This window comes from Micromonospora sp. AMSO12t (assembly GCF_008806585.1).
Lineage (GTDB): Bacteria > Actinomycetota > Actinomycetes > Mycobacteriales > Micromonosporaceae > Micromonospora > Micromonospora reichwaldensis.
In genome coordinates, this window is sequence record NZ_WAAS01000210.1 from 1 (window position 1) to 11,636 (window position 11,636).

At 73.5% G+C, this 11,636-nt stretch carries 8 protein-coding genes; 4 read left to right on the top strand and 4 right to left on the bottom strand.

What is annotated here, in order from left to right; genetic code table 11:
• The coding region (locus F6X68_RS24395; RefSeq protein ID WP_192581524.1) for a beta-galactosidase at positions 1-264 on the bottom strand (264 nt) is incomplete at its 3' end.
• Positions 265-424: 160 nt separating this feature from the next.
• Here F6X68_RS24395 and F6X68_RS24400 point away from each other — a divergent pair.
• A complete protein-coding gene (locus F6X68_RS24400) occupies positions 425-2,764 on the top strand; it encodes a TIM-barrel domain-containing protein (protein ID WP_151456471.1) in 2,340 nt (779 codons plus the stop codon).
• A gap of 49 nt (positions 2,765-2,813) precedes the next feature.
• Here the strand turns inward: F6X68_RS24400 and F6X68_RS24405 are convergent, their stop codons facing one another.
• The 3 genes from F6X68_RS24405 to F6X68_RS24415 are packed head-to-tail and all read right to left on the bottom strand — an operon-like array spanning position 2,814 to position 6,477.
• Positions 2,814-3,785: a carbohydrate ABC transporter permease gene (locus F6X68_RS24405; protein WP_151456472.1), complete on the bottom strand. Its 972-nt coding sequence runs from the start codon at positions 3,783-3,785 to the stop codon at positions 2,814-2,816.
• The gene (locus tag F6X68_RS24410) at positions 3,782-4,819 is read right to left on the bottom strand and encodes a sugar ABC transporter permease (protein ID WP_151456473.1); all 1,038 of its coding nucleotides are present in this window, start codon (positions 4,817-4,819) and stop codon (positions 3,782-3,784) included. The genes F6X68_RS24405 and F6X68_RS24410 overlap by 4 nt, the downstream gene beginning before the upstream one ends.
• Positions 4,816-6,477, bottom strand: coding sequence for an extracellular solute-binding protein (locus F6X68_RS24415; RefSeq protein WP_151456474.1), 1,662 nt, complete (start codon positions 6,475-6,477; stop codon positions 4,816-4,818). The genes F6X68_RS24410 and F6X68_RS24415 overlap by 4 nt, the downstream gene beginning before the upstream one ends.
• Positions 6,478-6,670: 193 nt before the next feature.
• On the opposite strand from F6X68_RS24415, the gene F6X68_RS24420 reads away from it, so the two are divergent.
• From F6X68_RS24420 to F6X68_RS24430, 3 genes are all read left to right on the top strand, one after another.
• Positions 6,671-7,891, top strand: a complete 1,221-nt coding sequence (locus F6X68_RS24420) for an ROK family transcriptional regulator (RefSeq protein WP_151456475.1) — start codon at positions 6,671-6,673, stop codon at positions 7,889-7,891.
• Between the two features lie 223 nt (positions 7,892-8,114).
• Entirely contained in the window at positions 8,115-10,571 is a 2,457-nt protein-coding gene (locus tag F6X68_RS24425) for a glycoside hydrolase family 3 C-terminal domain-containing protein (protein ID WP_151456476.1), read from the top strand.
• Positions 10,568-11,626 (top strand): LacI family DNA-binding transcriptional regulator, encoded by a 1,059-nt coding sequence (locus tag F6X68_RS24430; RefSeq protein WP_151456477.1) that lies wholly within the window; start codon positions 10,568-10,570, stop codon positions 11,624-11,626. Before F6X68_RS24425 ends, F6X68_RS24430 begins: the two co-directional genes overlap by 4 nt.
• Positions 11,627-11,636 lie beyond the last annotated feature (10 nt).

Sequence of the window (11,636 nt, forward strand, 5' to 3'; positions counted from 1 at the left end):
GAACCAGGGCGGGGGCGACGCGGTCGGGGTGGCGAGGGCGACGGAGATGCCGTTGTCGTGCAGCAGGTCCAGCACCTGGTCCAGCCAGTCGAAGGTGTACCGGCCGGGCTCCGGTTCGAGTCGCGACCAGGCGAACACGCCGACGGTGACCAGGTTGACCCGGGCGCGGCGCATGAGGGCGACGTCCTCGCGCCACACCTCGGCCGGCCACTGTTCGGGGTTGTAGTCGCCGCCGTAGCGCAGCCCCGCACCGTCACCCCACATCGCTCACCGCCAGTTTGTTGGGGAAGCGTCCAAAATATTGACGACGTTTGCGCCTGTCAACGCCGATGCTTCGCCGATCCGGTGCAGGTTTTCGTTGACAGTTAGTTGAGGAGCCAAAGAAACTGACGGGACCGCCGGAACCATCCTGGAGGAGACGCCGATGCCCTACCGACCGCCGTTGGTCCCGTACGAGACCTTCGTGGCCGACCCACCCGACCTGCCGGTGCGCGGCCCCGGCGAGGACGCGGCCGCCGTCGTCGGTCGGGCCGAGGTCGTCGCGACCGACGCGCACGGGGTGACGTTCAAGGCCGCCCTCTCCGACGGCGCGAGCATGGTGGTGCGCGTCGACGCCGCCGGCGAGGGGGTGATCCGGGTACGCCTGTCCGACGATCCGCAGGCCCGCAGCCGCTCCGCGCGGGCGCTGCCGCTGGTGCACCCCGGCACCCACCCGGCCACCGTCACCGTCGACGAGGCCCGCGTCCGGGTCGACACCGGCGCCGTGGTCGCCGAGATCCGCCTGGATCCGTGGCACCTGCGCTTCCTCGGCGCCGACGGGCGGCTGCTGCTCGAGCAGGACCCGGGCACCCGCGACATCAGCGGCCGGCGGCGCACCCTGCCGTTCGGCCGCTCCACCGTCGACGGCGCGCCCGTCGCCTGGCACGAGAGCTTCGTCGCGCCCGGCGACGAACGCTTCGTCGGCTTCGGCGAGAAGTTCACCCCCCTGGACAAGCGGGGCCAGCGGCCGCTGATGTGGAACTTCGACGCCTTCGGCGGCGAGTCGGACCGCTCCCACAAGAACGTGCCGTTCTACCTGTCGGACCGGGGCTACGGGGTGCTGGTCGACAGCGGGCTGCCGGTGCAGTTCGACGTCTGCCAGTCCACCCACAGCAGCGTGCAGATCCTGGTCCCCGACGACCTGCTCGACTACTACGTGCTGGCCGGCCCGACCCCGGCGCAGGTGCTCGACCGCTTCGACCGGCTCACCGGCCGTCCGTACCTGCCGCCGAAGTGGGCGTTCGGCGCCTGGGTCTCCTCCGGCTTTTTCCCCGACTCGCAGGAGCGGGTACTCGAGCGCGCCCGCCTGCTGCGCGAACGCGGCATCCCCTGCGACGTGCTGCACCTGGACTGCTACTGGCAGGTCGCCGGCCGCTGGTCGGACCTGCAGTGGGACGCCGAGGCGTTCCCCGACCCGACGGCGATGCTGCGGAGCCTCGCGCGGCAGGGCTTCCGGGTCTGCCTCTGGATGAACCCGTACCTGATGACCGACAGCCCGCTCTACGCCGCGGCGGCCGAGGCCGGCTACTTCCTGCGCCACGCCGACGGCAGCCCGTACGTCGCCGACGTCTGGCACGGCAGCCACCCGGCGAGCGCCATCGTGGACCTCACCAACCCGGCCGCCGTCGAATGGTTCACCGGGCTGCTGCGGCCCCTGCTGGTGCAGGGGGTGGCGGTCTTCAAGACCGACTTCGCCGAGGGCGTGCCCGTCGACGCCGTCGCCCACAACGGGATGACCGGCGTCGAACTGCACAACGTGTACGCGCTGCTGTTCAACGACGTGGTCGCGCAGGTGACCGAGGAAGTGACCGGGCACCGCACGGTGTGGGCCCGCTCGTCGTACCTGGGCGGGCAGCGGCACAGCGCACAGTGGAGCGGCGACGTCAACGCCACCTGGCCGGGGCTGGCCAGCACCCTGCGCGGCGGGCTGTCGCACGGGCTCTCCGGCGTGCCGTTCTGGAGTCACGACACCGGCGGCTTCCACGGCACCCCGACGCCCGAGCTGTACGTCCGGTGGACCCAGTTCGGCGCGTTGTCGCCGCTGGTCCGCCTGCACGGCACCACCAGCCGGCTGCCGTGGGACTTCCCCGCCGAGACCGAACGCGACGCGGTGGCCGCCCTGCGGCTGCGCTACCGGCTGATGCCCTACCTGTGGTCCGCGGCGGTACGGTCGGCCGCCGACGGCACGCCGATGATGCGCGCGCTGCTGGTGGACACCCCCGACGACCCGACCGCGTGGACGACGGACCTGCAGTACCGCCTCGGCACCGACCTGCTGGTCGCCCCCGTCACGGACCCGTCCGGGCGGCGCGACGTCTACCTGCCCGTCGGCGACGACTGGGTCGACGCTGCCACCGGCGAGCGGCACCGCGGCGGGCAACGCCTGCGGGTCACCGTGCCGCTGCACCGGTCGCCGCTCTACGTCCGGCACGGCGCGCTCGTCCCGGTCGTGGCGCCGGGCGACACGGTCGGCGACGGGCCGTTCGCCGACGTCACGCTGGTGAGCTGGGGCGCGGTCGACGCCCGTACGGTGCTGCACGACGGCGACGGCGACACGGTCGTGACGGCCGTACGCGACGGCGACACCCTGCGCGTGGACACCGACGGCCCGCTGCGGGTGGCGCACGTCAGCGTCGCCGGCGCGGACCTGCCGGCCCGGCTGCTGCTCAACGGCGAGCCGGTCACCCCGGCGCCCTTCGACGGATGGTTCCCCGACCCGGCGTGACGGCGAGCGGCGCCCGACCCGTCAGGGGTCGGGCGCCGCGCGGGCCCGGTCAGCCCTTCACCGCGCCGGTGATCACACCCTTGGTGAAGTGCCGCTGCACGAACGGGTAGACGATCACCGCCGGCACGACGGTCACCATCACCACCGCCATCTTCACCGCCAGGGTCGGCGGGTACGCGCTGATGCCCGGCAGGCTCACCGCCGCCCCGGACACGTTCGGCGACTGGCCGGCGAGGATGTAGCTCTGCAACACCCGCTGGATCGGGAACTTGTCGTTGTCGTCGATGTAGAGCACCGCGTTGAAGTAGGCGTTCCAGTAGCCGACGGCGTAGAAGAGACCGACGACGGCGATCACCGCCCTGGACAGCGGCAGCACGATGCGCCACAGGATGCGGAACTCCCCCGCGCCGTCGATGCGGGCGCTGTCGAGCAGCTCACCGGGGACGTTCATGAAGAACGCCCGGATCACCACCAGGTTGAACACGCTGATCGCGCTGGGCAGGATCAGCGACCAGATGCTGTCCTTGAGCCCCAGGCCGGTGACCACGAGGTAGCTGGGCACCAGGCCGGGAAAGATCAGGAAGGTCAGCAGGAAGAAGAAGAGCAACCCCCGGTGCCCCACCGACCCGGGCCGGGACAGCCCGTACGCGGCGAGGACGGTGAGCACCAGGCTCACGGTCGTACCGAGGACGGTGACCAGCGTACTGATCCACACGGCCTGGGTGATCTGCCCGCCGCTGAAGATGGTGATGTACGCCGACGGGTCGATCTCGCGGGGCACCATCACCATCCCGCCGGCCTCGTCGATCGTGCTGCGCGAGGCGAGGCTGGTCACCAGCACCGCCCACATGGGCACGAGCACGGCCGCGACGAGCGCCGTGAGCACCGCTCCCTTGGCCAGCGTGCCCAGCGGCGTGGGCGGTTCCTCCCAGGCGGGTCGCTGGGACCGCCGCCGCCTGGGCAGGGGATCGGGTGTCGGGCGCGCCGACACGGGGCCGACGCCACTGAGCTGTGCGGTCATGATCTTGCGTACACCCCCTGCTCGCCGAAGCGGTGCGCCACCTTGTTGGCGGCGAGGATGAGGACCAGCCCCACCACTGCCTTGAACAGGCCGGCGGCGGCGCCGAGACCCCACTGCTGGGTGCTGATGGCCTGGTAGTAGACGAATGTGTCCAGCACCTCGGCGGCCTCCCGACCGACCGCCTCGCGTTGCAGGATGAACTGCTCGAAGCCGACCGACAGCGCGTCGCCCAGCCGCATGATGAGCAGCAGCACGATCACCGGGCGCAGGCCCGGCAGGGTGATGTGCCACAGCCGCCGCCACCGGCCGGCCCCGTCGGCGGCCGCCGCCTCGTACAGATTGGGGTCGATCGCGGACAGCGCGGCCAGGAAGACGATCGCGCCCCAGCCGACGTCCTTCCACACCGACTCGGCGGTGACCAGGACGATGAAGGTGTCCGGGTTGGTCATCACGTCCCAGGGCTGCATGCCGGCCTCGCGCATCTCCTGGGCCAGCAGGCCGGCCCCGCCGAGCATCTGCACGAAGAACGTGACCACCAGCACCCAGCTGAAGAAGTGCGGCAGGTAGACGACGCTCTGCACGAAGCCCCGCACCCGGCCGGAGACCAGGCTGTTGAGCAGGATCGCCAACATGATCGGCAGCGGGAAGAAGAAGACGAGCTGGAACGCGGTGATGGTCAGGGTGTTGCGGACCGCGTCCCAGAACAGCGGGTCGACGAACAGCGCCTCGAAGTTGCCGAAGCCGATCCACTCGCTGTAGAGGAACGCCTCGAGCGGGTCGTCGCCGACGAACGGGTTGTAGTCCTGGAAGGCGATGACGTTGCCCAGCGTCGGCAGGTAGTGGAAGACCAGCAACAGGCACGCGGCGGGCGCTGTCATGGCCAGCAGCGGCCAGTCCCGGCGCAGCCGGTCCCGCAGGGTACGCCGGGGCCGGACGGGCGGCGTACGACCGGCGGCCCGGCCCCGACGGCCGGGCCGGGCCGGGCGGTGGTCCGCTGGCGCGTCGACCGCGCCGGCGGTGCCCGGGCCGCTCATCGGCCGTTGTCGGCGAGCGCCTTCTCGTGGAACGCGCGCCCCTCCTCACCGCCGGAGGCGAGGAACTCCTTCGTCACCTGGTCGAGGTCGCTGATCGGGCGACGGCCGCGCAGGATGTCGCGGATCTTGTCCTCCGTCGGCTGGATGATCTTCGACCAGTTGGCCGGCAGCTCCAGCTTGATCCCGGCGAACAGGTCCTTCTCCAGCAGGCCGATGTTCTTCTTGTAGTAGTCCAGGTACTGCTGGACGTAGTTCGGCGTGTCGCTGCTCTTCACCTTCACCGCGACCCGGCAGAAGTTGTACTGGCCGCCCAGCTCCTTGCGGCCGAGGTCGCTGGGCAGCGGGCTGCCGTCGGGGCCCCGGGTGAAGTGCTTGCCCTCCACGCCGTACTCGCGCAGCTCGAACTCGCGGCTGCCGAACGGCGCGGCGCACCAGTTGAGCACCCGCAGCAGCTCGTCGACGCGCTCCGCGCCGACGCCCTTCTTCACGAAGGTGAAGAAGATCGGCTTCTCGCTGCCCCAGATGACCGGCTGAGCGCCGGCCGCGCCGAACACCGGCAGCGGCTGCATGTCGAAGCTCGGCAGGATCTTGGACTGCTCGCCCTGCAGGCCCTGCCACGCGCCGAGCCCGTCCTGGAATATCATGATCTTGCCGGCCTTGAAGAGCTGCTTCTCGTCGGCGCCCTTGCTGGCCACCGTGTCGGGGTGCACCAGCCCCTCGGCGAAGAGCTTCGCGGTGAACTCCAGGGCCGCGCGGAAGCCCGGGTTCTCGAACTTGTGCTCCAGGCCGCCGTCGGCCTTCTTGCGCCAGGTCTGCTGGCAGCCGAAGAACTGCTGCACCATGTCGAAGATGCTGCCGAACGCCCACACCCCCTTGCCCGGGTCGGTGAGCTTCCTGCCCAGCTCGTGCAGCTCCTCCGGCGAGGTGGGCGCGGTCAGGCCGGCCTTGTCGAGCAGGTCCTTGCGGTGGAACAGCGCCCACGCGAACACCCCGTCGGTGGGGTACGGCACGGCGTAGAGCCGGCCGGCCCAGACCGAGTACTCCCACGCGCCGGTGGGCAGCGCGGCGAGGTACGGGTACTTCGCGGCGCTGTCGCCCTTGAGGTGGTCGGTGAGGTCCTCGAACAGCGCCTTGACGGCGTCGGAGAACCGGGCGACCTTGTCGACCTCCCAGTTGGGGACCATGAGCAGGTCGGGCACGTCGCGGGCGCCGAGCATCGCGTTGAGCTTGTCGGCGTAGGTCGTGCCGTCCTGCAGGCTCGGGTCCAGATCCACGCCCAGCTTGGCGTTGACCGCCGCCAGGTAGGAGTTGCGGCCCAGCGTCGGCGGGGTGGGCCCCCACCACGGGCTCATGCTGCGGATCGCCGGGCCGCCCCGGCCGGGCTGCTCGGTGACGGCGTCGACCAGGCTGCGGGGGTAGCTGAGGTAGCCGTCGGGGATCGGCCCTTCCCCGACGATGTCGGGCTTGAGCAACTCGGCCGGCTTGTGGGCGGGCAGCACCGACCGGATGGCGTCGCCCTTCGTGGCGCTGCCCTTGCTCCCGGCCTCCTTGCTGCAACCGGCCAGGGTGGCGCCGCCCATCGTCGTGGCGGCGCCGAGGCCGAGCAGGCGCAGCAGGGACCGTCGGTCGGTGGATACGCCCGGCAGGGACGGCTTCACGGCGCACTCCCTTCGTCATCGGATAACGGTTTCGCGGACCGTTCGTGTCCGGCTAGAATTAGTTGGGGTTCTAGCCAAACAAACTAATCGACGGTGATCCGTCCCACAAGACAGCGGCACCCGCCACGTACGCGATGATGGGGCGCGCGGCACCACCGGGATCGCGCACCGTCGCCCAGGGAGCGGACAGATCGTGATCAGCAGCCACAGCGAACCGCGGCCGAGCGACCTCGGCGACGTCCGTACGGCCAACCGGGCCGTCGTGCTGCGGCACGTCCGCCGCCACGCCCCCTGCTCCCGGGCTGACATCGCGGCGCACACCGGCCTGAACAAGGCCACCGTGTCCAGCCTGGTCGGCGAGCTGATCGAACGGCGGCTGCTGCGCGAGACCGGGCTGACCGAGAACCGGGTCGGACGCCCCGCGACCATGCTCGTCCTCGACGGCGCCCCGTACGCGGCCCTGGGCATGCAGATCGCCGCCGACGAACTGGTGGTGGTGGCCGTCGACCTGGCCGGCGCCCGGCTGCTCACCTGGCGGCGTGCCTTCGCCGCGCCGACGTCCTCCCCCGCCGAGACGGTCCGCGCGCTGGCGGCCCTGGCCCGGCGGGCGATCACCCGGCTGACCGGGCAGGACCGCCGCGTGCTCGGCCTGACCGTGGGCGTGCCCGGCCTCGTCGACGCCGACGGCGCCGTTCCCCGGGCCACCGCGCTCGGCTGGCGGGACGTGCCCCTCGCCGCCGACCTGCGCGCCGCACTGCGCGAGCCCGGTCTCACCATCGACGTCGACACCGACGCCAACCTCGCCGTCCTCGCCGAGCACCGCCACGGCGCGTACGCCGGGGCCGCCCACCTGGTCCACCTCACCGGCGGGGCCTCCGTCGGCGCGGGGATCGTCGCCGGCGGCCGGCTGCTGCGCGGCGGACGGGGATTCGCGGGCGAGATCGGGCACCTGACGCTCGACCCGGCCGGTCCCGCCTGCGGGTGCGGGCGGCGCGGCTGCCTGGCCGCGTACGCCGGGCTGCCGGCGGTGGTCGGCCGCCTGCTGCCCGACACCCAGCAGGACGGGCCGGTCACCGACTTCCTGCCGGAGATCGAACGGATCCAGGCGCTGGCCCGCCAGGGCGACCCCGGCGTCCTGGCCGGACTGGCCGACGTCGGCTGCCGGCTCGGGCACGCCGCTTCCGTCCTGGCCAACCTGCTCAACCCGCAGGCCGTGGTGGTCGGCGGACACCTCGCGACCCTGGCCCCGTGGCTGCTGCCGGCGGCCCGCACGGAGTTCGCCGCGCGGACCCACGCTCCGCAGGCCGGCGGCTGCCTGCTGGACGCCTCCACCCTGGACTCGGCGGCCACCGCGCTCGGTGGCGCCACCGCCTCGCTCGCCGCCGTCGAGTCGGGTCGGCTCCCCGCGGCGTGACCCCCGGGGCCAGCGGGCCTTGACCGGACCGGCGCGGGGTGCCAACCTCGAACCGCCGCCCTGTGGCTCGGGCACCCGGGGCGGCATGTCTCGCGCAGTCGTCGAAGCGCTTCAACGCTTCCGGGCCGGCGGCCGCCACCCCCACCGCGACGCCGCTCGCGCCACCGTTCGTCGAAGCGCTTCGACACGGTCGTGACGCGGACCCACGGAAGGCGACCCGACCATGACCGACCACCCCGCCCCCTCCCCGCAGGCCATCGTCGACGACCTGCTGGACCGGCTCACCCTGCCGGAGAAGCTCGGCCTGCTGCACCAGTGGCAGGCGCCCGTGCCCCGCCTCGGCCTACCCTCCTTCCGCACCGGCACCGAGGCGCTGCACGGGGTGGCCTGGCTCGGCAAGGCCACCGTCTTCCCGCAGGCGGTCGGGCTTGCCAGCAGCTGGAACCCCGAGCTGGTCCGGGCCGTCGGCGCCGCCGTCGGCGACGAGGTGCGCGCCAAGCACCACGCCGACCCCGAGCGGGTCGGCCTCAACGTCTGGGCGCCGGTGGTCAACCCGCTGCGCGACCCCCGCTGGGGACGCAACGAGGAAGGCTGGTCCGAGGACCCGTGGCTGACCGGGCGGCTCGCCACCGCGTACGCCCAGGGACTGCGCGGCGACCACCCGCAGCGGCTGCGTACGGCGCCGACGGTCAAGCACTTCCTCGCCTACAACAACGAGACCGACCGGGCCACCACCTCCAGCGACCTGTCCCCCCGGGTGCTGCACGAGTACGAGCTGCCCGCCTTCCGCGCCCCCCTCGCCGCCGGCGCGGCCGTCGCCGTGATGGCCTCCTACAACCTGGTCAACGGGGTGCCCGCGCACCTGAGCCCGCTCATCGAGAACGAACTGCGCCGCTGGACGCCCGAGGAACTGCTGATCGTCGGGGACGCCGGCGCGGTGACCAACATCGCCGGGGTGCAGGGCCACCTGCCCGACCACGTCAGCGGCTTCGCCGCCGCCCTGCGCGCCGGGATCGACAGCTTCACCGAGGACGACGCCGACAGCGCCCCGACCGTCGCGCGACTGACCGAGGCGCTCGACCGGGGGCTGATCACCGGGTCCGACGTGGACCGCGCCGTCCGGCGGATCCTCGCCGTCCGGGTCCGCCTCGGCGATCTGGACCCGCCGCGCGACGACCCCTTCGCCGGCGTCGCGCCGGACGCCGTCGACCGCCCCGCGCACCGGGACCTGGCCCGCGAGGCCGCCCGCCAGTCGATCGTGCTGCTGCGCAACGACGGGCTGCTCCCGCTGACCGACGCGGGCCTGCGGGTGGCCGTGCTCGGCCCGCTGGCCGACGCCGTTCACGAGGACTGGTACAGCGGCACCCTGCCGTACGCGGTGACCGCGTACCAGGGCCTGGCCGAGCGACTGTCCACTGTCACCACCCACCCCGGCACCGACCGGATCGCGCTGCGCGTCGGCGGGCGCTACGTCGGCTGCCCGGACAGCCCCGACGGCGGCCCGCTGACCGTCGGCGCCGACGCCACCGGGTTCGACGTCTTCGACTGGGGACGCGACGTGGTGGCGCTGCGCGCCGCGGGCAACGGCCGGCACGTCGGAGCCGACGAGGCCGGCGCACTCGCCAACGACCGACCGGGACCGGGCGGCTGGGTCGTACGCGAGACCTTCCGCTTCCACGACGGCCCCGACGGCACGGCGCTGCTGCACCACCTCGCCACCGACCGGTACGTCGCCGTCGACGCGGACGGGCGGCTGCGCGCCGACGCCCCGACCCCGGGCGACGCGACCCGCTTCACGGTGGAGCTGCTGGCCGACGGGGCCGCCGAGGCCGCCGCCCTGGCCGCCGAAGCCGACGTGGCGGTGGTGGCGCTGGGCAACCACCCGATGGTCAACGGCCGGGAGACCGAGGACCGCGTCGACCTGGCCCTGCCCACCGGCCAGGAGACGCTGCTGCGGGCGGTGCACGCCGCCAACCCGCGCACGGTGCTGGTGGTGACCAGCAGCTACCCGTACGCCGTCGGCTGGGCCGAGAGGCACCTGCCGGCGGTGCTCTGGTCGGCGCACGGCGGCCAGGAGCACGGCACCGCCCTGGGCGACGTGCTGCTGGGCGACGCCGAGCCCGGCGGCCGGCTCACCCAGACCTGGTACGCCGACGCCGCCGAACTGCCCGACCTGCTCGACTACGACGTGATCGGCTCCGACGCCACCTACCTGTACCACCGGGGCGACCCGCTGTACCCGTTCGGCCACGGGCTCAGCTACACCCGCTTCGAGTACGCCGGCCTGCGGTTGAGCGTCGACGAGGCCACCGCCGGCGAGGAGGTCGAGGTGAGCGTCGAGGTCACCAACGCCGGCGACCGCCCCGGCGAGGAGGTCGTGCAGCTCTACACGCGCCAGCGCCGCTCCCGCGTCAAGCAGCCGCTGCGCCAGCTGCGCGACTTCGCCCGGATCAGCCTCGCGCCGGGGCAGCGGCAGGTGGTCCGGCTGCGGCTGCGTACCGCCGAGCTGAGCTGGTGGGACGAGACCCGGGGCCGGCGGGTGGTGGAGGACGCCACCCACACCGTCCTCGTCGGGCGCTCCGCGCGCGACGTGCGGCTGGTCGGCACCCTCGCCGTACGCGGCGACGAGGCGGCGGGCGACGGCCGGGCGGCCGTGCCGGCGTCGGGGCGGGCGCGGTGAGCGGGGCGCGGGGGCGCCCGTCGCCCGGGCAGCCCACCATCGCCGACGTCGCCCGGCACGCCGGGGTCGCGGTGAGCACCGTGTCGTACGTGCTCAGCGGCAAGCGCGTCATCTCCGAGGTGACCCGCAACCGGGTGCTGGCCAGCATCCGGTTGCTCGGCTACCACCCGCACGCCGGGGCGCGGGCCCTGGCCAGCCGGCGGGCCAACGTGATCGCGCTGGTCCTGCCGCTGCGCGCGGGGATGCAGGTGCCCGTGGTGATGCAGTTCGCCATGGCCGTGGTCACCACCGCCCGCCGTTTCGACCACGACGTGCTGCTGGTCACCTCCGACGAGGGGCCCGCCGGCCTGCGGCGCGTCGCCGCCACCGCCCTGGTCGACGGCGTCCTGGTGATGGACGTGGAGCTGGACGACCCGCGGGTGCCGCTGCTGCGGGCGCTGGCCCGGCCCAGCGTGCTCATCGGCCTGCCCGCCGACGCCACCGGCCTGACCTGTGTGGACCTGGACTTCCACCGGGCCGGGTGGGCCTGCGTCGCGCACCTGGCCGGGCTGGGGCACCGGCGCGTGGCGCTGCTCGGCGCGCCCGCCGCCGTCTACGACCGGGGCACGGGCTTCGCGCACCGCACCCGCGCCGGCGTGGTCGAGGCCGCCGCCGTGCACGGCGTCGACGCGGTGGCGCTGCCCTGCGAGGAGGGGGCGGCGGCCGTGCGCCGCACCCTCGCCGACCTGCTGGAACGCCACCCTGACGTGTCGGGGCTGATCGTGCAGAACGAGGCCGCCGTGGACCCGGTGCTGGCCACGTTGCCCGCGCTGGGCCGGCGGGTGCCGCAGGACGTGTCGGTGGTCGCCGTCTGCCCCGACCGCTTCGCCGAGCAGGCCAGCCCGATGCTCACCGCCGTGCCCGTCCCCGCCGAGGAGATCGGCACGCAGGCCGTGTCGCTGCTGATGCGCAAGCTCGACGGCGAGGCGGTGCCGGAGGTCACCCTGCTGCCGCCCCGGCTGACGGTACGCGGCAGCACCGCCGCCCCCGCCCCGGCGGCGAGGGCCGGCCGGTGACGGCCGGACC